The sequence below is a fragment of the Burkholderia latens genome, from assembly GCF_001718795.1.
Taxonomy (GTDB): Bacteria; Pseudomonadota; Gammaproteobacteria; order Burkholderiales; family Burkholderiaceae; genus Burkholderia; species Burkholderia latens_A.
Genome location: NZ_CP013438.1, coordinates 663,785 through 683,373 on the forward strand (window position 1 = coordinate 663,785; position 19,589 = coordinate 683,373).

Annotated in this window: 19 protein-coding genes and 1 pseudogene; 19 read left to right on the forward strand and 1 reads right to left on the reverse strand. The window is 67.2% G+C overall.

Features of this window, described 5'->3' with window-relative positions:
• Positions 1-3 precede the first annotated feature (3 nt).
• The 4 genes and pseudogenes from WK25_RS22310 (at position 4) to WK25_RS22325 (ending at position 3,307) form a co-directional block, all read left to right on the forward strand.
• Positions 4-393, forward strand: coding sequence for a VOC family protein (locus tag WK25_RS22310; RefSeq protein ID WP_069242762.1), 390 nt, complete (start codon positions 4-6; stop codon positions 391-393).
• A 110-nt stretch (positions 394-503) separates the two neighbouring features.
• Positions 504-1,757 (forward strand): DUF1479 domain-containing protein, encoded by a 1,254-nt coding sequence (locus WK25_RS22315; RefSeq protein WP_069242763.1) that lies wholly within the window; start codon positions 504-506, stop codon positions 1,755-1,757.
• A 224-nt stretch (positions 1,758-1,981) separates the two neighbouring features.
• Positions 1,982-2,741, forward strand: a pseudogene (locus tag WK25_RS22320) (dimethylarginine dimethylaminohydrolase family protein).
• 101 nt (positions 2,742-2,842) lie between these two features.
• Positions 2,843-3,307: an Lrp/AsnC family transcriptional regulator gene (locus tag WK25_RS22325; RefSeq protein WP_040139415.1), complete on the forward strand. Its 465-nt coding sequence runs from the start codon at positions 2,843-2,845 to the stop codon at positions 3,305-3,307.
• 208 nt (positions 3,308-3,515) lie between these two features.
• Here the strand turns inward: WK25_RS22325 and WK25_RS22330 are convergent, their stop codons facing one another.
• Complete coding sequence (locus WK25_RS22330) at positions 3,516-4,241, reverse strand: glutathione S-transferase (protein WP_040139416.1); 726 nt, start codon at positions 4,239-4,241, stop codon at positions 3,516-3,518.
• Between the two features lie 294 nt (positions 4,242-4,535).
• On the opposite strand from WK25_RS22330, the gene leuC reads away from it, so the two are divergent.
• The 15 genes from leuC to WK25_RS22405 all read left to right on the forward strand — a co-directional run bounded on the left by leuC (position 4,536) and on the right by WK25_RS22405 (position 19,584).
• Complete coding sequence (gene leuC / locus WK25_RS22335; protein ID WP_069242764.1) at positions 4,536-5,945, forward strand: 3-isopropylmalate dehydratase large subunit; 1,410 nt, start codon at positions 4,536-4,538, stop codon at positions 5,943-5,945.
• 3 nt (positions 5,946-5,948) lie between these two features.
• Positions 5,949-6,095, forward strand: coding sequence for an entericidin A/B family lipoprotein (locus WK25_RS22340; protein WP_040139418.1), 147 nt, complete (start codon positions 5,949-5,951; stop codon positions 6,093-6,095).
• Between the two features lie 65 nt (positions 6,096-6,160).
• Positions 6,161-6,811, forward strand: a complete 651-nt coding sequence (gene leuD, locus WK25_RS22345; protein ID WP_040139419.1) for a 3-isopropylmalate dehydratase small subunit — start codon at positions 6,161-6,163, stop codon at positions 6,809-6,811.
• Between the two features lie 75 nt (positions 6,812-6,886).
• Positions 6,887-7,954 (forward strand): 3-isopropylmalate dehydrogenase, encoded by a 1,068-nt coding sequence (gene leuB, locus WK25_RS22350; RefSeq protein ID WP_040139420.1) that lies wholly within the window; start codon positions 6,887-6,889, stop codon positions 7,952-7,954.
• Between the two features lie 119 nt (positions 7,955-8,073).
• Complete coding sequence (locus WK25_RS32165) at positions 8,074-8,193, forward strand: hypothetical protein (protein WP_006756675.1); 120 nt, start codon at positions 8,074-8,076, stop codon at positions 8,191-8,193.
• An 82-nt stretch (positions 8,194-8,275) separates the two neighbouring features.
• Entirely contained in the window at positions 8,276-9,397 is a 1,122-nt protein-coding gene (gene asd / locus WK25_RS22360) for an aspartate-semialdehyde dehydrogenase (RefSeq protein WP_040139421.1), read from the forward strand.
• A 287-nt stretch (positions 9,398-9,684) separates the two neighbouring features.
• Positions 9,685-11,880, forward strand: coding sequence for a FimV/HubP family polar landmark protein (locus tag WK25_RS22365; protein ID WP_069242765.1), 2,196 nt, complete (start codon positions 9,685-9,687; stop codon positions 11,878-11,880).
• Positions 11,880-12,692, forward strand: a complete 813-nt coding sequence (gene truA, locus WK25_RS22370; protein ID WP_040139423.1) for a tRNA pseudouridine(38-40) synthase TruA — start codon at positions 11,880-11,882, stop codon at positions 12,690-12,692. Before WK25_RS22365 ends, truA begins: the two co-directional genes overlap by 1 nt.
• A gap of 11 nt (positions 12,693-12,703) precedes the next feature.
• Positions 12,704-13,390: a phosphoribosylanthranilate isomerase gene (locus WK25_RS22375; protein WP_409995347.1), complete on the forward strand. Its 687-nt coding sequence runs from the start codon at positions 12,704-12,706 to the stop codon at positions 13,388-13,390.
• 55 nt (positions 13,391-13,445) lie between these two features.
• A complete protein-coding gene (gene trpB / locus WK25_RS22380; RefSeq protein WP_040139425.1) occupies positions 13,446-14,639 on the forward strand; it encodes a tryptophan synthase subunit beta in 1,194 nt (397 codons plus the stop codon).
• A 9-nt stretch (positions 14,640-14,648) separates the two neighbouring features.
• The gene (locus WK25_RS22385) at positions 14,649-15,500 is read left to right on the forward strand and encodes a DNA-methyltransferase (protein WP_069242767.1); all 852 of its coding nucleotides are present in this window, start codon (positions 14,649-14,651) and stop codon (positions 15,498-15,500) included.
• A gap of 41 nt (positions 15,501-15,541) precedes the next feature.
• Positions 15,542-16,360: a tryptophan synthase subunit alpha gene (trpA, locus tag WK25_RS22390; protein WP_059546456.1), complete on the forward strand. Its 819-nt coding sequence runs from the start codon at positions 15,542-15,544 to the stop codon at positions 16,358-16,360.
• Positions 16,361-16,425: 65 nt separating this feature from the next.
• Positions 16,426-17,298, forward strand: coding sequence for an acetyl-CoA carboxylase, carboxyltransferase subunit beta (accD, locus tag WK25_RS22395; protein WP_040139428.1), 873 nt, complete (start codon positions 16,426-16,428; stop codon positions 17,296-17,298).
• 100 nt (positions 17,299-17,398) lie between these two features.
• A complete protein-coding gene (folC, locus tag WK25_RS22400; protein ID WP_069242768.1) occupies positions 17,399-18,709 on the forward strand; it encodes a bifunctional tetrahydrofolate synthase/dihydrofolate synthase in 1,311 nt (436 codons plus the stop codon).
• Positions 18,710-18,738: 29 nt separating this feature from the next.
• Entirely contained in the window at positions 18,739-19,584 is an 846-nt protein-coding gene (locus WK25_RS22405; protein ID WP_040139430.1) for an SPOR domain-containing protein, read from the forward strand.
• The last annotated feature ends 5 nt before the right edge of the window (positions 19,585-19,589 follow it).

Sequence of the window (19,589 nt, forward strand, 5' to 3'; positions counted from 1 at the left end):
GCCATGTTTTCACATGTCTGCGTGGGCGTCAGCGATACCGCGCGCGCGTACGAGTTTTACGCGCCGCTGTTCGCCGAACTCGGGTTGCGGCTGAGGTTCAGCGAGCCGGACGGCTGGTCGGGGTGGATGCCGGCCGACGCCGATCGGCCGCTGTTCTTCTTCGGCAGGCCGCTCGACGGGCGCGCGCCCGAACCCGGCAACGGCCATACGATCGCGTTCGATGCGCAGGACCGCGCGCAGGTCGACCGCTGCCATGCGCTCGCGCTGCAGCACGGCGCCACCTGCGAAGGGCCGCCGGGCTTGCGGCCGCACTATCACGCCGACTATTACGGCGCGTATTTTCGCGATCCCGACGGCAACAAGCTGTGCGTGGTCTGCCATCGGCCCGAGTAGCACGCATTTGTCAGGATTGTATCGATAGTTGACCGGATGGTGTCGATGACGCTCGTGTCCCGGCCGTACGCTGAGCACTCGACACAGCACGGATCAACGAGGAGACAACGATGCATCTGACGATTGACGATCTGCCGGGCGCGATCCGCACGGCGAAACGGGCGCTGCGCAACGACCTGCCCGGCTACGCGGCCGCGTTCCGCGAAGTGGAAGGGGACATCGCGCGGCAGGTGGATGCGATCCGTCGCGCGCATGCGCATGGCCGCGACGTGATTCCGGTGCTGCCGTTCGCGGATATCGCCAGCGGTGGCATCGATCCGCGCACGGTTGCCGAGATTCGCACCCACGGCGCGGTGGTGATACGCGGCGTGTTCGACGCGCAGCAGGCGCGCGACTGGAACGACGAGATCGGCGCGTACCTCGACGCGAACCGCTTCGCGGAGCGGCTGCATGCGCGGGCCGAGGACCGCTACTTCGGCAATCTCGCGTCGGGCAAGCCGCAGATCTACGGCGTCTATTGGTCGAAGCCGCAAGTGGCCGCGCGCCAGTCGCCGGCGCTCACGCAGGCGCGCGTGTTCCTGAACCGCCTGTGGCGTCATGCCGACGGCGCACGCGCGCATTTCGATCCCGATCAGGTGCCCGCCTACGCTGACCGGATTCGCCGCCGGCCGCCGGGTTCGACGTCGCTCGGACTGTCGCCGCACGTCGACGGCGGTTCCGTGGAGCGCTGGCTCGGCGCGAACTTCCGGCAGGTCTATCGTCATGTGCTGGCCGGCCACTGGCGGGATTACGATCCGTTCGACGCCGCGTTCCGTCCGGACGTCGAGGAGATTCCGTCTCCGGCCGTGTGCTCGATGTTCCGCACGTTCCAGGGCTGGACCGCGCTGACGCCGCAAGGGCCGGGCGACGGCACGCTGCAGCTGATTCCCGTTGCGAACGCGATGGCATATGTCGTATTGCGCGCGCTGCAGGACGACGTGGCCGACGACGACCTGTGCGGCGCGCGGCCGGGCCGCGCGTTGTCGATCCTGCCGCAATGGCACGCGTTGCTGCTCGACGCACTTGTGCCGATCCCGCATATGGAACCGGGCGATGCGGTGTTCTGGCACGGTGACGTCGTGCACGCAGTGGAGGATGCGCATCGCGGCAGCGGCGACAGCAACGTGATGTATATCGCGGCCGCGCCCGGTTGCGCGAAGAACGACGCGTACCTGCAGCGTCAGCGGCTGGCATTCCTGCGCGGCGACAGCCCGCCGGATTTCCCGGCCGATCATTTCGAGACCGATTTCGACGGGCGTGCAGGCGAAGGCGACCTCACGGCGCTCGGCCGTGCGCAAATGGGCTTCGGGCCGGCGCGCGCATAACGAAGGCGCCGATCCTCCCGAAACCGCCGGTCAAAACCGCCATTCGCATCGCGCGAGCGGGACGACTGCCGAATCCGCTGCGCGGCGCTAACACTTCGACGCGATCGGCTGCGCATGCGCGCAAAATCGACGCGCATTGCGCCGGTTGTTTTTCGATAATGGTCTGCACGCACCATGCAGCTGCCCGGTGTGGCGCACGGGGCAGCGAGACCACGGAGGAGCCGATGCAATTCACGCAAGCGATCGTTCGCCGTCCCGCGCCGTCCTGTGGCGCGGGCCTCACCACCGCCGCGCTCGGCGCGCCCCGATTACGCCAAGACGCTCGCGCAGTTTCACGCATACTGCGACGCGCTGCGCGGGCTTGGCGTCGAACTGACCGAGCTGCCGCCGCTCGATGCGTTTCCCGATTCGCACTTCGTCGAAGACGTCGCGGTCGTCGCGCCCGAGTTCGCGGTGATTACGCGCCCGGGCGCGCCCGCACGGCGCGGCGAGACCGCGCACATCGAAGGGGCGCTCCGCGTGCACCGCGAGCTGTTGCCGATGCAGCAAGGGCGTCTTGACGGCGGCGACGTGATGCTGGTCGGCAAGCGGTTCTACATCGGGCTGACGAGCCGCACCGACGCCGAAGGCATTGCCGAATTCGATTCGTTGGTGTCGCGCCATGGCTATTCGGTCGTTGCGGTGCCGGTCGGCGCGGGACTGCACCTGAAGTCGGTCGTCAACGCGGTCGGCGACGACACGCTGCTCATGACCGACGCGATGGCCGCGCATCCGGCGTTCGCCGGCTATCGCCGGATCGCGATCGCGGACGCCGACGAATACGCGGCCAACACGCTGCGCGTGAACGGCACGCTGATCTCGCCGGCCGGCTATCCGCGCGTGCACGACGCGATTCACGCGCTCGGGTTGCCGCTGCACGTGATCGACAGTACCGAATTTCGCAAGATGGATGGCGGCCTGACCTGCCTGTCGCTGCGGTTCTAGCCGATTGGCGGGCGACCGCTTCGGCCGGATAATGTGGCGCCCGCGCGGAACCGGAGGAGACGCGCCGCGCACCAGCCACGACCCGACCGGAGCGAACACGGATGACCGACAAGAAGATGCAGCTCGACAGGATCGATCTTCGGATCCTCGACATCCTGCGCACCGACGGACGGATTTCGTACCGGAAACTGTCCGAGCTTGTGAACCTCACGCCGCGTCCGTGCCAGGCGCGCGTGGAGCGTCTCGAAGCGCTCGGCGTGATCGGCGGCTACCGCGCGGTCATCAACGCACCGCGCGCGACCAAGCCGATCGTCGTGATCGCGCAGATCGGACTGGCCGATCACGGGCGTTCGCAGGCGCCGTTCGAGGACGAGATGCGGAACAACCCGGCCGTGCTCGATTGCTGGCTCGTCAGCGGCACGTTCGATTTCATCGTACGGCTCGCATGCGACGACCTCGACGAATACCGGCGGATCGCGAACCAGTGGCTGGAAAACCCGCGGTTCCGGATTGAGAAGATCGTGACGACGGCCGAGCTGCAGGCGATCAAGCGCAGCGTCGTGTGACGCGGCAGTGCGCGTGCGGCGTGCGCCGCCACTGTGGATTCCCGGCGTGCCTCACGACGACGGTCTGCGGCGCGCATGGCGGGCGGATCGATTGGCATTCCAGATCGATTCGATCGGCGCGAATCCCCGCATGAGTGAACACCACGGATGCTTTGCGGTCGGCGGCACGGGGAGCGGCGCTGAGCGGCGCGCGGCCGCTGCGCCGCCGCTACGTGTCCAGCTCCGGATAGTGCCGGAAGATTCCCATGTCGTTGAACGGGATGCGTCGCTCCGACGCGAGATAACGCGCGATCGGCGGATGCTCGGCAACGCGGTCGTGCAGGGCGACGAGTCCCGCGACGTCGCGCTCCGCGCGCTTCATCGCCTTCGGAAACGCGTAACGCAGCCCTTCGATCAGCTGGAAGAGTGACAGGTCCGCGTAACTGAGCGCGCGGCCGGCGATGTAGCCGCGCTTGTGCGGATTTTGCGCGAGCACGCGGTCGAAGTAGCCGAGGAACTTCGGCAGCCGATGCGCGAGAAAATCGGCTGCGCGTCTGGTGGCCTCGGCCTTCTGCTCCTCGTAGTACAGGCCGCTGCCGATCGGATGGTGCGTATCGTGGATTTCGGTGACGAAATCGGCGACGGTCAACTGCAACTGATGCACCCACAGCCGGCCGGCTTCGTCTTCGGGCGCGAGTCCGAGCCGCGTGCCGAGAAACAGCAGGATGTTCGCGGTCTGTCCGACGACCAGGTCGCCGGCTTTCAGGAAGGGCGGCGCGAACGGCACGCATTCGGCCTTCGCGCTGTCCATCATCCGCATCATCGCCGCTACACCCATGCCGCGCCCTGATTCGCGTGCGACGTCGACGTAGTCGGCCTCGGCCGCCTCGAGCGCGAGCCGCACATATTCGCCGCGTCCCTGGATTTCCGGCCAGTAATAGAGTTCGTATCGCATGCAATGCTCCTGTCCGTCGATGCGTCGAGCGATGCCCGCATCGTGATGGCGGGGAGGGCGGCCGTGTGCCGCCCGTTGCGAATAGACAGTCTAGAAGATCGGGCGCGGAATGCGGCGCGCGAGGCGGGCGATGCGGACCCGTTTGCCGGGTAATGCCGATACAGGTATTGGCACTACCAGCCAAACCACTGTTTTTAATGGGTTTTTTCGTGCCGAGCCCGCGCCGTAGCGCATTCTGCGTGGCATAATCGATCGCACCAGCAAGGCTTGTAGTCACAACGACCCCGCATACCCATGGCACAGACTCTCTACGACAAACTGTGGAATACCCACGTCGTCCACACCGAGGACGACGGCACGGCATTGCTCTATATCGACCGTCAACTGCTGCACGAAGTCACGAGCCCGCAGGCGTTCGAGGGGCTGAACGTCGCGCACCGCCCGGTGTGGCGCATCAGTGCGAACCTGGCCGTATCCGATCACAACGTACCGACCACCGATCGCAGCCACGGCATAGCCGATCCGGTCTCGAAGCTGCAGGTCGACACGCTCGACGCCAACTGCGACGCCTTCGGCATCACGCAGTTCAAGATGAACGACATGCGCCAGGGCATCGTGCACATCATCGGGCCGGAGCAGGGCGCGACGCTGCCGGGCATGACGATCGTTTGCGGCGATTCGCACACGTCGACGCACGGCGCGTTCGGCGCGCTCGCGCACGGGATCGGCACGTCCGAAGTCGAGCACGTGCTTGCAACGCAAACCTTGCTGCAGAAAAAGAGCAAGAACATGCTCGTGAAGGTCGAGGGCACGCTGCCGCGCGGCTGTACCGCGAAGGACATCGTGCTCGCGATCATCGGCAAGATCGGCACGGCCGGCGGCACCGGCTACGCGATCGAATTCGGCGGCTCGACGATCCGCGCACTGACGATGGAAGGCCGGATGACCGTCTGCAACATGGCGATCGAGGCTGGCGCGCGCGCAGGCATGGTCGCCGTCGACGACACGACGATCGACTACCTGAAGGGCCGTCCGTTCGTGCCGACCGGCGCGGAGTGGGACCAGGCCGTCGAGTACTGGCGCGAATTCAAGTCCGACGAAGGCGCGCAGTTCGACCGCGTCGTCGAACTGAATGCGGCCGAGATCGTCCCGCAGGTCACGTGGGGCACGTCGCCGGAAATGGTCACGTCGATCGACGGTCGCGTACCCGATCCCGAGCGCGAGAAGGATCCGGTCAAGCGCGATGCGATGGAGCGCGCGCTGGCGTACATGGCGCTCGAGCCAAACACGCCGATCGAATCGATCAAGGTCGACAAGATCTTCATCGGCTCGTGCACGAATGCCCGCATTGAGGACATCCGCGCGGCCGCATACGTCGTGAAGAAGCTGAACCGCCGCATCGCGCCGAACGTGCGGCTCGCGATGGTCGTGCCGGGCTCGGGCCTCGTGAAGGCGCAGGCCGAGCGCGAAGGGCTCGACAAGGTGTTCACCGACGCGGGCTTCGAATGGCGCGAGCCGGGCTGCTCGATGTGCCTCGCGATGAACGCGGACCGGCTCGAGCCGGGCGAGCGCTGCGCATCGACGTCGAACCGCAACTTCGAAGGACGGCAGGGCGCCGGTGGCCGCACGCATCTCGTGAGCCCCGCGATGGCGGCGGCCGCGGCCATCGAAGGCCACTTCGTCGACATTCGTCAGCTGGGGTAACGCGTGACGAAATCGAAGCTGATCGCGCGGCTGGTGGCCGCGCTGGCGCTCGCGGGGCTGGCGTTCGGCCTTGCGGGTTGCAATACCGTCCGAGGCTTCGGCCAGGATGTCAACGCCGCCGGCAACGCGCTGCAGCGCGCCGCGGAATGACGCCCACCGAGAATTTGTCGATGTGCGCCGGCTGAACGCCGGCCCTCCCACCGGATAGACGGATCATGGAAAAATTCATTGTGCATACCGGCGTCGTGGCGCCGCTCGATCGCGAGAACGTCGACACCGACGCGATCATCCCGAAGCAGTTCCTGAAGTCGATCAAGCGCACGGGCTTCGGTCCGAACGCGTTCGACGAGTGGCGTTACCTCGACCACGGCGAGCCCGGCCAGGACAACTCGAAGCGCCCGCTGAACCCGGACTTCGTGCTCAATCAGCCGCGCTACCAGGGCGCATCGGTGCTGCTCGCACGCAAGAACTTCGGCTGCGGCAGCTCGCGCGAGCACGCGCCGTGGGCGCTGCAGCAGTACGGCTTCCGCGCGATCATCGCGCCGAGCTTTGCGGACATCTTCTTCAACAACTGCTACAAGAACGGGCTGCTGCCGATCGTGCTGACCGAGCAGCAGGTCGATCACCTGTTCAACGACACGTACGCGTTCAACGGCTATCAGCTGACGATCGATCTCGACGCGCAGGTCGTGCGCTCGGGCGACGGCCGCGAGTATCCGTTCGAGATCACTGCGTTCCGCAAATACTGCCTGCTGAACGGCTTCGACGACATCGGCCTGACGCTGCGTCACGCGGACAAGATCCGCCAGTTCGAAGCCGAGCGGCTCGCGAAGCAGCCGTGGCTCAACAACAAGCTGGTCGGCTGAGATAGCCTTCGGGCGGGCGTGCATGACGCACGCTCGCCGACCTGTCACCCATACCTACCCAGTCAGGAATAACGCATGAAGATTGCAGTGCTGCCCGGCGACGGCATCGGTCCGGAAATCGTCAACGAAGCGGTCAAGGTGCTGAACGCCCTCGACGAGAAGTTCGAACTCGAGCACGCACCCGTGGGCGGCGCGGGTTACGAGGCGAGCGGTCATCCGCTGCCGGACGCGACGCTGAAGCTCGCGAAAGAAGCCGACGCGATCCTGTTCGGCGCGGTCGGCGACTGGAAATACGACTCGCTCGAGCGCCCGCTGCGCCCGGAGCAGGCGATCCTCGGGCTGCGCAAGCACCTCGAGCTGTTCGCGAACTTCCGTCCGGCGATCTGCTATCCGCAACTCGTCGACGCATCGCCGCTGAAGCCTGAGCTCGTCGCGGGCCTCGACATCCTGATCGTGCGCGAACTGAACGGCGACATCTACTTCGGCCAGCCGCGCGGCGTGCGTGCGGCACCGGACGGCCCGTTCGCCGGTGCGCGCGAAGGTTTCGACACGATGCGCTATTCGGAACCGGAAGTGCGCCGCATCGCGCACGTCGCGTTCCAGGCCGCGCAAAAGCGCGCGAAGAAACTGCTGTCGGTCGACAAGTCGAACGTGCTGGAGACGTCGCAGTTCTGGCGCGACATCATGATCGACGTGGCGAAGGAATATGCGGACGTCGAGCTTTCGCACATGTACGTCGACAATGCGGCGATGCAGCTCGCGAAGGCGCCGAAGCAGTTCGACGTGATCGTGACCGGCAACATGTTCGGCGACATCCTGTCGGATGAAGCGTCGATGCTGACAGGCTCGATCGGCATGCTGCCGTCGGCGTCGCTCGACAAGAACAACAAGGGTCTGTATGAGCCGTCGCACGGTTCGGCGCCGGACATCGCGGGCAAAGGCATCGCGAACCCGCTCGCGACGATCCTGTCGGCCGCGATGCTGCTGCGCTACTCGCTGAATCGCGCGGAGCAGGCCGATCGCATCGAGCGCGCGGTGAAAACGGTGCTGGAGCAAGGCTATCGCACCGGCGACATCGCGACGCCGGGCTGCAAGCAGGTCGGCACGGCAGCGATGGGCGATGCGGTGGTCGCCGCGCTGTAACGCGCGCGGCAAGCAATCATGCGGTGAATTGTAGAAAGGGCGCGAACGGGCCGTGAAATCGGCCGGTTCGCACACGGTTGGCCGTTGTGCGGCCCACCGGCTTTGTGTAGACTCGAACGATGGCGCTGATTTCCCTGATCTCCCCGGTCCTGAAACTCCACGGCAACACTGCCCGTGCGGGTGCGCGCGCCATCGTCATCACGAAAACCATTACCACGAAAACGATCATTAAACGCTGATCGTCCGTCGTGCCCGCCTGTTTCCCCGCGCGGTCACGCCGGGGGCGGAAATGGCGGGGAAGCTCCATTCAAAGGGTTAGTCATGAACGTAGGTCTCGTAGGTTGGCGCGGCATGGTCGGCAGCGTGCTGATGCAACGCATGCAGGAAGAAGGCGATTTCGACCTGATCGAACCGGTATTTTTCAGCACCAGCAACACGGGTGGCAAGGCGCCGTCGTTCGCGAAAAACGAGACCACGCTCAAGGACGCGACCAACGTCGACGAGCTGAAGAAGTGCGACGTGATCATCACGTGCCAGGGCGGCGACTACACGAACGACGTGTTCCCGAAGCTGCGCGCTGCGGGCTGGAACGGCTACTGGATCGACGCGGCGTCGTCGCTGCGGATGAAGGACGACGCGGTCATCATCCTCGATCCGGTCAACCTCGACGTGATCAAGGACGCGCTGGTCAAGGGCACGAAGAACTTCATCGGCGGCAACTGCACGGTCAGCCTGATGCTGATGGCGCTCGGCGGCCTGTTCCGCGAGAACCTCGTCGACTGGATGACGGCGATGACGTACCAGGCCGCCTCGGGCGCGGGCGCGCAGAACATGCGTGAACTGCTGTCGCAGATGGGCGCGCTGCACGGCTCGGTGCAGGACCAGCTGGCCGATCCGGCGTCCGCGATTCTCGACATCGACCGCCGCGTGCTTGCGACGATGAATAGCGACGCAATGCCGACGAGCCAGTTCGGCGTGCCGCTCGCGGGCTCGCTGATTCCGTGGATCGACAAGGATCTCGGCAACGGGATGTCGAAGGAAGAGTGGAAGGGCGGCGCGGAAACCAACAAGATCCTCGGCAAGCCGGCGATGGGCGAGCCGGGTTCGATCCCGGTCGACGGCCTGTGCGTGCGGATCGGCGCGATGCGTTGCCACTCGCAGGCGCTGACCATCAAGCTGAAGAAGGACGTCCCGCTCGACGAGATCAACGGGATCCTCGCGTCGGCGAACGACTGGGTGAAGGTTGTGCCGAACGAGCGCGAAGCGTCGATGCGCGACCTGTCGCCGGCAAAGATCACCGGCACGCTGACGGTGCCGGTCGGTCGTCTGCGCAAGCTCGCGATGGGCGGCGAATACCTGTCGGCGTTCACGGTCGGCGATCAGCTGCTGTGGGGCGCGGCAGAGCCGCTGCGCCGCATGCTGCGCATCCTGCTCGACAAGTAACGATCGGGCCACGCCCGCGCGCCCCGGGCGCGAGACGCCTGCCAGCCCTTCGCGGGGCGGCAGGCGTTTTTTGTTGGCACGCGTCGCTGTCCAGGCGCCGAGGGCGCCGTTCATCGGCGACGAATTCGGCCGGAATCCGATCGCGTGAAGTAAACTATGCGATTACGACGCGCAGAGCCGCCGAAAGCGTCGCGTTCCGCGCGACGCTTTCGCATTTCTGCGGCAACTTTATTGACGCTTTCCTACGCGAATCCGAGCCGCGCCCGTGCGCGGCGATTGAGCCTACGATGTCCCGAATTTCCTTGTTTCCGCGGCAGTCCCGGCTGTCGCGCGCCGTGCGTGGCGCGCTGGCAATCCTGGCGCTCGGCGCGGTCGCGTCGGCATGGGCCGCCGGCGCCGGCGATCTGCCGGCGTCAGCCGCCGGCCCCGCGCCGCTCACCGTCATGGTCCAGCCGGGCCAGTCGTTGAACGACCTCGCGAAAGCTGCGACGCAGTCGCATGACCCGGCCGTGCTCGCGCGCGCCGGCCGCGCACTGTTCGATGCCAATCCGCAAGCATTCATGAAGCGGGATCCGAGCCGCCTCAAGGTCGGCGCGACGCTGACGGTGCCCGCACTCGATCCGACCGGTGCGGCGCTTGCGTCGGCCGGCGCATCCGCAGCATCGGCTGCATCCGCAGCGCCTGCCGTTGCTGCGGTTTCGGGTCCGGCCGCGGTCGCGCAGCATGGCGCGTCGGCGCCCCATCCGGGATCGGCCGCGCAAGGCCCGACCGCCGTGCCGGCCGCGTCGGTCGCGCATCCGGCGCCGGTGAGCGGCGCGAGCGGCCCGAGCGCGGCCGGCGCTTCGGCTTCAATCGGTGCGTCCGCTGCACACGGTGCGTCGACGGTCGATGCCATTCCGCCGGCAGCGCCTGCCGCTGGTGCCAGCGGGCCGCATGTGTGGAGTGGCTCGATCCAGTCCGCACCGTCGTCTGCGAGTGACGCGTCTGTCCTTCCCGCACCGGGCGCCCCCGCACAGGCTATGCATGAGCCATCCGCGGCGGCCCCCGTCGCGGCTGCGTCGCAGCCGCGGCCGTCGAGCTTGCAGCAACTCCTCGCGCTGAAAAACCGTGTGCTGATGGAATTGCAGAAGCACGGAATCGGCAAACCGGCCGCGACGAACAACGTCGCACCCGCGCCGGCGCCGCTTGCGCCGCGTCCGGCCGCGAATGACGCACCGGCATTGGCCGCTGCGTCGTCGCCCGCGGTGAGCGAAGCCGCGGCCGGTGGGGCCGCGAGCGCGGTACAGCCGGCATCGGCGCCCGTGCAACCGCGCGTGCCGGCGACAGCCGCAGCGCGCGCATCGGGTTCGGAACAGATCGACTGGCGCCCGGCCGCGGCAGCCGGTGCGGCCGTGATCGTGCTCGCGGCAGGGTTTGCGTGGCGCAAGCGCCGCAACGCGCGACGCGCCGATGGCATCACCCCGGTGCCCGGTGGATCGGCCGCCGCGGATGACGGCGCGTCGACGCCGCCCGTCGAGCCGTTGCCGCCGATTCTCCCCGAGACGCCGCTCGCCCGCGACGCCGCCGGCGATCCGAATCTGGTCACGGCCGCCGCCGCGGCGGCGGAGGCAATCGATTCGCACGCACCGGAAACGCTGGCGCCTGAGGTGTCGTCTCGGCCGGAACCGGCGAACGCGAACGACGCGCAGGCGGAAGCGGTGTCCACGCACGCTGCGCCGGACGGCGACGTTCCGCAAGTCCCCGACGCGGCTGCCGGCACGCCGGCCGGCGCGCACGCCTCGTTGGCCGTAAATGACGCGCAGCCGGCTACGAAACCGGTTGCGGATGCGGCGGCCGACACTCGCGCCGTGTCGGCGGCGACCGACGCTCAGCCAGTTGCGGAAGCAGACGTGCACGCGCCGAGTGAAGCCCGCGCCGCGCCTGCGACGAACGACGCGCAGCACGCGGCGCTGATGCAGAACGCGATTAGCGCGCTCAACAGCCTCGACATGCCGCTGCCGCCGCGAACCGCGGAGGAGCCCGCCACTGGCGCAGCGCACACGGAAGCCGGCCAAGGCGCAACTAACGGTCAATCCGCGCAGCGCCCGCCTGTTGGCACGACCGATCCGGCCCACGAACATCCGGCCGACCAGCACGACGAGTTCGACGGGGAACCGGACGCACCGACGCCTGCTGCCGTCACGGGGAATGGCGACGCAGCGACGGCGTCGCCGCTGCCGCCGCTCGGCGGCGCGCAATTCGGCGCGTTGAAGCTCGATTTCGATCTCGATTTGCCGTCGACGCCGGGCGCCGTACTGCCGGCGCTGACGCCGGAAGAACTCGCCCGCATTGCCCGCAACAAGCTGGATCTCGCGTCCGAGTATGTGGAGCTGGGCGATCTGTCGGGCGCGCGTACGCTGCTGCAGGAAGTGGTCGACGCGAACGACGCCGCCACGCGCGACGACGCGCGTGCGCTGCTCGCGAAGCTGGCGGACCACGCGTGATGCGGATCGCGCTCGGGATTCAGTACGACGGCGCCGCGTTCTGCGGCTGGCAGGCGCAGCCGCACGGCAAGACCGTGCAGGACGCGCTCGAACGGGCGCTCGGCGAATTTGCGTGCGTGCCGCTGCACACGACGGTCGCGGGGCGGACCGACACCGGCGTGCACGGGCTCGGGCAGGTCGTGCACTTCGACACGACGCTCGAGCGCGCCGATTTCTCGTGGGTGCGCGGCACCAACGCGTTCCTGCCGCCGACCGTGTCCGTGCAATGGGCAAAGCCGATGCCCGATACGTTCCACGCGCGTTTTTCGGCGTTCGAACGCACGTACTACTACGCGCTGTACGTGCATCCCGTGCGCTCGCCGATGCTGGCCGGCCGCGCGGGCTGGATTCACACGCCGCTCGACGACGACGCGATGCGCGCGGCCGCCGCGCATCTGATCGGCGAACACGATTTTTCGTCGTTCCGGTCGTCGGAATGCCAGTCGAAGACGCCGGTCAAACACCTGTACCAGATTGACGTTCGGCGCGCAGGCCACTTCATTCATTTCCGCTTCCGCGCGAACGCGTTCCTGCACCACATGGTGCGCAACCTGATGGGCTGCCTCGTCGCGGTCGGGCGTGGCCGTTACCCGGCGGACTGGCTGGCCGACGTGCTCGCCGGGCGCGATCGCAATCTTGCCGCGCCCACGTTCATGGCCGACGGGCTGTACCTCGCCCATGTCGGCTACCCGGCGGAATTCGCCGTCCCGCCCGCGCAGCTCGGCAGTGTGCCGTGGAGCAGCGTCTGGGCCGATCTGGACCCGCAATCATGACGGATCGCACCATGCTTTCTCCGACTCCCGGCGCGGCCGGCCTCGCGCCGCGCACGCGCATCAAGCTGTGTGGGCTGTCGCGTCCCGACGACGTGCTGCATGCGGCGGCGCTCGGCGCCGATGCGATCGGTCTCGTGTTCTACCCGAACAGCCCGCGCGCGGTGTCGATCGCACAGGCGGCCGAGCTCGCGAGCATCGCGCCGCCGTTCGTGTCGGTGGTCGGGTTGTTCGTGAACGCGACGCAGGCCGAGATCGAGGCGGTCGTGCGCGACGTGCCGCTCACGGTCCTGCAGTTCCATGGCGACGAGACGCCCGAACAGTGCGACGCGCTCGGCCGCGCGGCGCGGTTGCCGTGGATGCGCGCGGTGCGCGTCGGCCCCTCGACGCAGCCGGCCGATTTGGTAGAATTGGCGCTTCATTATTCGAAAGCGCGCGGCCTCCTGTTCGACACACTGGTGCCGGACTACGGCGGCAGCGGCAAGGTCTTCGATTGGTCACTTATTCCCGCAGAGCTCGCGCATCGGGCCGTTTTGAGTGGTGGCTTGAACGCGCAAAACGTCGGTGATGCGATCCGCCAGTTGCGTCCGTTTGCTGTCGATGTCTCCAGTGGCATCGAAGTCGACGGCGCGAAGGGCGTGAAGGATCATGCCCGAATGGCGGCGTTCGTACGTGCGGTGCGCGAAGCGGACGCCGGGTGATGCAAGCCGGTGCGGCCCCGACAGCCGGGCGCACCGACCGATCGAGAGTGACACCATGTACAACCTTCCTGATGATCGTGGCCACTTCGGCCCGTATGGCGGCGTATTCGTCGCCGAGACGCTGATTCATGCGCTGGACGAATTGCGCGCAGCGTATGAGAAATTCCGGAACGACCCTGATTTCGTCGCCGAGTACGAGCGTGAGCTGAAGTACTTCGTCGGCCGTCCGTCGCCGATCTATCACGCGCAGCGCTGGAGCGAGACGCTCGGCGGCGCGCAGATCTACCTGAAGCGCGAAGACCTGAACCACACCGGCGCGCACAAGATCAACAACGTGATCGGCCAGGCGCTGCTCGCGAAGCGGATGGGCAAGAAGCGCGTGATCGCGGAGACGGGCGCCGGCCAGCACGGCGTCGCGACCGCGACGATCTGCGCGCGCTTCGGGATGGAATGCATCGTCTACATGGGCGCCGAGGACGTGCGCCGCCAGGCGGCGAACGTATACCGGATGAAGCTGCTCGGTGCGACGGTCGTGCCGGTCGAATCGGGTTCGCGCACGCTGAAGGATGCGCTGAACGAAGCGATGCGCGACTGGGTCACGAACATCGAAAGCACCTTCTACATCATCGGCACGGTCGCAGGCCCGCACCCGTACCCGGCGATGGTGCGCGACTTCCAGCGCGTGATCGGCGACGAGTGCAAGGTGCAGATGCCCGAACTCGCCGGCCGTCAGCCGGATGCGGTGATCGCGTGCGTCGGCGGCGGCTCGAACGCGATGGGCATCTTCTATCCGTACATCGACGATACGTCGGTGCAATTGATCGGCGTCGAAGCGGCCGGCGACGGCATCGACTCCGGCCGTCACGCGGCATCGCTGATCGCGGGCAGCCCCGGCGTGCTGCACGGCAACCGCACGTACCTGCTGCAGGACGACAACGGCCAGATCATCGAGACGCATTCGGTGTCGGCCGGCCTCGACTATCCGGGCGTCGGTCCCGAGCACGCATGGCTGAAGGACAGCGGCCGCGCGCAGTACGTGCCGATCACCGACGAAGAGGCGCTGAAGGCGTTCCACGACTGCTGCCGGATCGAGGGGATCATCCCCGCGCTCGAGTCAAGCCACGCGATCGCGTATGGCGTGAAGCTCGCGCCGACGTTGCCGAAGGACAAGATCCTGCTCGTCAACCTGTCGGGCCGCGGCGACAAGGACATGCACACGGTCGCCGAGCGATCGGGCATCGCCCTCTGACCCCGCCCGATGCGTGACCTGATCGAACAACCGGGCGGCGGCGCCGCAAGCGAAGCGGAGGCGGCGCAGCCCGCCGTCGCCGCGCCGTGCGCGCCGCCGTCCGGGATCGAGCTGCACAACCGCGATTTTCTGACCGAAGCCGCGCGCCTGCCGGATGCGTCGATCGACCTGATCGTCGCCGATCCGCCATACGGGCTCGGCAAGGATTACGGCAACGACTCGGACAAGCGTTCGGGCGACGACTTCCTCGCGTGGACGCGCGAGTGGCTCGAGCTCGCGATTCCGAAGCTGAAGCCGAGCGGGTCGATGTACATCTTCTGCACGTGGCAGTACGCGCCGGAAATCTTCAGCTTTCTGAAGACCAGGCTCACGATGGTCAACGAGATCATCTGGGACCGGCGCGTGCCGAGCATGGGCGGCACGACGCGCCGTTTCACGTCGGTGCACGACAACATCGGCTTTTTCGCAGTTTCCAAGGCGTATTACTTCGATCTCGATCCGGTCCGCATCCCGTACGACGCCGACACGAAGAAGGCCCGCTCGCGCAAGCTGTTCGAAGGCAGCAAGTGGCTGGAGATGGGCTACAACCCGAAGGACGTCTGGTCGGTTTCGCGCCTGCATCGGCAGCACGCGGAGCGCGTCGATCATCCGACCCAGAAGCCGCTGGAAATCATCGAGCGGATGGTGCTCGCGAGCTGCCCGCCGGGCGGCCGCGTGCTCGATCCGTTCATGGGCAGCGGTACGACCGCGGTGGCCTGCGCACGGCAGGGGCGCGACTTCGTCGGCTACGAGATCAACGAAAGTTATTGCGCGATCGCGCACGAGCGCGTGAGTGCGCTCGCCGCGCAGGCGTGCGCGTGAGCCGCGCCGCCGCTGTGCCGATCGCATCAAGGAAAATTGCCATGTCCTCCCGTATCCAGCAGACCTTCGCCGCACTCGCCGAACAGGGCCGCAAGGGCCTGATTCCGTTCATCACGGCCGGCGACCCCGATCCCGCGAAGACCGTCGAATTCATGCACGCGCTCGCCGAAGGCGGCGCCGACGTGATCGAACTCGGCGTGCCGTTCTCGGACCCGATGGCCGACGGCCCGGTGATCCAGCGTTCGTCGGAGCGCGCGCTCGCGCGCGGCGTCACGCTCAAGAGCGTACTCGCCGACGTGAAGCGCTTTCGCGAGACCGACCGGAAAACCCCCGTCGTGCTGATGGGTTATGCGAACCCGATCGAGCGGATGGGCGTCGACGCGTTCGCGGCCGAAGCACGGGCGGCCGGCGTCGACGGCGTGCTGGTGGTCGACTACCCGCCCGAAGAAGCGGGCGTCTTCGCCGAGAAAATGCGCGGCGCGCAGATCGATCCGATCTTCCTGCTTGCGCCGACGTCGACGGACGAACGCATCGCCGACGTGGGCAAAATCGCGAGCGGCTACGTGTACTACGTGTCGCTCAAAGGCGTGACCGGCGCCGGAAATCTGGATGTTTCGAGCATTGCGGGTAAAATCCCGGCCATCAAGTCGCGCGTGCCGGTTCCGGTGGGCGTCGGCTTCGGGATCCGCGACGCCGAAACGGCGCGTGCGGTGGCCGAAGTGTCGGACGCCGTCGTGATCGGCAGCCGCCTGGTGCAGTTGCTGGAAAGCGCTGCGCCGGAAAGCGCCGCCGCCGCGCTGAAGACGTTCATCGCCGAGCTGCGCGCCGCCCTGGACGGCGCCGGCAATCCGGCGCGATAAACACAACAGGAAGCGGGAACGGGCCGCATCGGCCCGCCCCGCCACGGAACAGGAAACCATACACGATGAGCTGGCTCGACAAACTGTTGCCGCCGAAGATCAAGCAGACCGACCCGAAAAGCCGCAAGGGCATTCCGGAAGGCCTGTGGGTCAAGTGCCCGTCCTGCGAGGCCGTGCTGTACCGCAACGACGTGGACGCGAACCTGCACGTGTGCCCGAAGTGCGATCACCACATGCGCATCGGCGCGCGCGAACGCCTTGACGGGCTGCTCGATCCGGAAGGCCGCTATGAAATCGGTCAGGAAGTCGTGCCGGTCGACTCGCTGAAGTTCAAGGACAGCCGCAAGTATCCCGATCGTCTGAAGGAAGCGATGGACGAGACGGGGGAGACCGACGCGATGGTCGTGATGGGCGGCGCGATCCATACGCTGCCGGTGGTCGCGGCCTGCTTCGAGTTCTCCTTCATGGGCGGCTCGATGGGTTCGGTCGTCGGCGAGCGCTTCGCGCGCGGCGCGCAGAACGCGCTGGAGCAGCACGTGCCGTTCATCTGCTTCACGGCATCGGGCGGTGCACGGATGCAGGAAAGCCTGCTGTCGCTGATGCAGATGGCGAAAACGACCGCGATGCTGACGAAGCTGGCCGAAGCCAAGCTGCCGTTCATCTCGGTGCTGACCGACCCGACGATGGGCGGCGTGTCGGCGAGCTTCGCGTTTCTTGGCGACGTCGTGATCGCCGAACCGAAGGCGCTGATCGGCTTCGCCGGGCCGCGCGTGATCGAGCAGACGGTTCGCGAGAAACTGCCGGAAGGCTTCCAGCGCGCGGAATTCCTGCTGAAGACGGGCGCGATCGACATGATCGTCGATCGCCGCAAGATGCGCGACGAGATCGCGCAGCTGCTCGCGCTGTTGCAGCGACAGCCGGCCGACGCGCTGGCCTGACAGGCGTGGCGTTGTGAACTGCGCGCGTCGCCCGGCTGACCCGCCGGGCGGCGCGTTTCGTTTTTTGGCGTAGTGGCGGTACCGATTCAGATTTGATCCGATGAGCACTTTTCCCACTCTCGACGCGTGGCTTTCGCATCTCGAACGCGCGCACCCGGTCGGCATCGACATGGGCCTCACCCGTATCGGGCAGGTCAAGGCGGCGCTGCAGCTCGAATTCGCATGCCCGGTGATCACGGTCGGCGGCACGAACGGCAAGGGCTCGACGTGCGCGTTCCTCGAGGCGATTCTCGTGCACGCGGGCTACAAGGTCGGTTGTCACACGTCGCCGCACCTGCTCGAATTCACCGAGCGCGCGCGCGTGAACGGGCAGCAGGTCAGCGATGCGGAGCTGCTGCCGCACTTCGAGGCCGTCGAAGCGGCGCGCACGTCGATGCCGGAACCGGTGTCGCTCACGTATTTCGAATTCACGACGCTCGCGATCCTGCACCTGTTCGCGTCGCGCGGGCTTGACGCGGTGATCCTCGAAGTCGGCCTCGGCGGCCGGCTCGACGCGGTCAACATCATCGACACCGATTGCGCGATCGTGACGAGCATCGACATCGACCACACCGAATACCTCGGCGACACGCGCGAGAAGATCGCGTTCGAGAAGGCCGGCATCTTTCGCGCAGGCAAGCCGGCGATCTGCGGCGATCCGGCGGTGCCGCACACGCTGGTCGACCATGCGAACGCGATCGGCGCCGATCTGTGGCTGGTCGGGCGCGACTTCCGCTACGAAGCGCAGCCGGGCGCAGAACGTCAGCAATGGAGCTACCTCGGCCGCGACAAGCGTTATCCGGCGCTCGCGTATCCGGCGCTGCGCGGCGCGAACCAGCTGATCAACGCGTCGGCCGCGTTGGCCGCGCTCGAGGCGCTGCGGCCGGTGCTGCCGGTGTCCGCGCAGGACATCCGGCTCGGGCTCGCGAACGTCGAGCTGCCGGGGCGCTTCCAGGTGCTGCCCGGCAAGCCCGCGATCGTGCTCGACGTCGCGCACAATCCGCATGCGGCGGCCGTGCTCGAGCAGAATCTCGGCAACATGGGCTTCTTTCCGTACACGTACGCGGTGTTCGGCGCGATGCACGACAAGGACATCGACGGCGTGCTGCGGCACCTGAAAGGCGAGATCGACCACTGGTGCGTGACCGACCTGCCGTTGCCGCGGGCGGCCAGCGCGGAGCAGCTCGAAGCCGCGCTGCGCAAGGCCGGCGTGGAAGACGGCGCCGATTCGAGCGTGACCCGCTTCGCGTCGCCGTCCGACGCGTTTCGCGATGCACTAAAAAGAGCATCCGAGAATGATAGAATCGTGGTTTTCGGCAGTTTCCATACGGTGGCAGGTGTGATGGCCTACCGGAAATCGCAGCAACACTGACTGACGGGCAGTTTCGGACTCAGCCATTCATGGGAATTTTCTCGTTCGGCAAGAAAGACGACGACGCGCCCCCGCGGCGCGGCGGTCGTACCGGGGCCTCCCGGAACGTGCGCACGGAGCGCACGGAACGTGTCGAGCGCCGCACGCGCCGCACCGAGCGTCCGGAATCGGACGCACTGCTCCTCGATCCGACCCTTCCTGAAAAGCAACGCGCCCGCCGGCGTCTCGTCGGCGCGATCGCGCTCGTCGTCGCCGCGGTGATCGTGCTGCCGATGGTGCTCGATTCGCATCCGAAGCCGGTGACGGACGACATCGCGATCGACATCCCGAACCGGCCCGCGCATCAGGCTGTCGCGCCGCGCGACGACGATGCGGCCGACGTGCAGGCGGGCGTCGCGCACGACGAACCACCGGCGTCCGACGTCGCGGTGGCCGCCGTTCCGGCGCCCGCGAAAGATGCGGCCAAGCCGGCCGCGAAACCGGATACCACGACCTCGACCACCACAGCTGGCGTAGCGCCGGCGAAGCCCGCTGCAAAGCCGGCCGCGCCCGCGCCGGCAGTGAAGCCGGCCGCGCCGAAGCCGGCGCCCGCGGCCGTCGCGAATGCCGACGCCGCGGCCGACAGCGGCGATGCATCGTCGCCGGCGTCGCCTGCAGGTGCGCGCTTCGCGGTGCAGCTCGGATCGTTCAAGGACGACACGACGGCCCGTTCGTGGGCCACCAAGTTGAAATCCGCGGGCGTGCCCGCATATGTCGAGCATCGCAAGCAGGCGGACGGCAGCACGGCTACACTGCTGCGTGCCGGCCCGTTTGCGGATCGCGCGGCGGCATCCGCCGCGATCGCGAAGGTGCGCGAAGCCGGGCTCACGCAGTAACGTGC

Bases quoted from the DNA above. Each gene is read 5' to 3' on its own strand.
- WK25_RS32165 (WP_006756675.1), top strand. From the start codon at position 8,074: ATGGCGCTGATTTCCCTGATCTCCCCGGTCCTGAAACTCCACGGCAAC.
- WK25_RS22325 (WP_040139415.1), top strand. From the start codon at position 2,843: ATGACCGACAAGAAGATGCAGCTCGACAGGATCGATCTTCGGATCCTC.
- WK25_RS22405 (WP_040139430.1), top strand. From the start codon at position 18,739: ATGGGAATTTTCTCGTTCGGCAAGAAAGACGACGACGCGCCCCCGCGG.
- trpA (WP_059546456.1), top strand. From the start codon at position 15,542: ATGTCCTCCCGTATCCAGCAGACCTTCGCCGCACTCGCCGAACAGGGC.
- WK25_RS22310 (WP_069242762.1), top strand. From the start codon at position 4: ATGTTTTCACATGTCTGCGTGGGCGTCAGCGATACCGCGCGCGCGTAC.
- asd (WP_040139421.1), top strand. From the start codon at position 8,276: ATGAACGTAGGTCTCGTAGGTTGGCGCGGCATGGTCGGCAGCGTGCTG.
- WK25_RS22315 (WP_069242763.1), top strand. From the start codon at position 504: ATGCATCTGACGATTGACGATCTGCCGGGCGCGATCCGCACGGCGAAA.
- WK25_RS22330 (WP_040139416.1), bottom strand. From the start codon at position 4,241: ATGCGATACGAACTCTATTACTGGCCGGAAATCCAGGGACGCGGCGAA.
- folC (WP_069242768.1), top strand. From the start codon at position 17,399: ATGAGCACTTTTCCCACTCTCGACGCGTGGCTTTCGCATCTCGAACGC.
- leuC (WP_069242764.1), top strand. From the start codon at position 4,536: ATGGCACAGACTCTCTACGACAAACTGTGGAATACCCACGTCGTCCAC.
- trpB (WP_040139425.1), top strand. From the start codon at position 13,446: ATGTACAACCTTCCTGATGATCGTGGCCACTTCGGCCCGTATGGCGGC.
- leuB (WP_040139420.1), top strand. From the start codon at position 6,887: ATGAAGATTGCAGTGCTGCCCGGCGACGGCATCGGTCCGGAAATCGTC.
- leuD (WP_040139419.1), top strand. From the start codon at position 6,161: ATGGAAAAATTCATTGTGCATACCGGCGTCGTGGCGCCGCTCGATCGC.
- truA (WP_040139423.1), top strand. From the start codon at position 11,880: ATGCGGATCGCGCTCGGGATTCAGTACGACGGCGCCGCGTTCTGCGGC.
- WK25_RS22385 (WP_069242767.1), top strand. From the start codon at position 14,649: ATGCGTGACCTGATCGAACAACCGGGCGGCGGCGCCGCAAGCGAAGCG.
- WK25_RS22365 (WP_069242765.1), top strand. From the start codon at position 9,685: ATGTCCCGAATTTCCTTGTTTCCGCGGCAGTCCCGGCTGTCGCGCGCC.
- WK25_RS22375 (WP_409995347.1), top strand. From the start codon at position 12,704: ATGCTTTCTCCGACTCCCGGCGCGGCCGGCCTCGCGCCGCGCACGCGC.
- accD (WP_040139428.1), top strand. From the start codon at position 16,426: ATGAGCTGGCTCGACAAACTGTTGCCGCCGAAGATCAAGCAGACCGAC.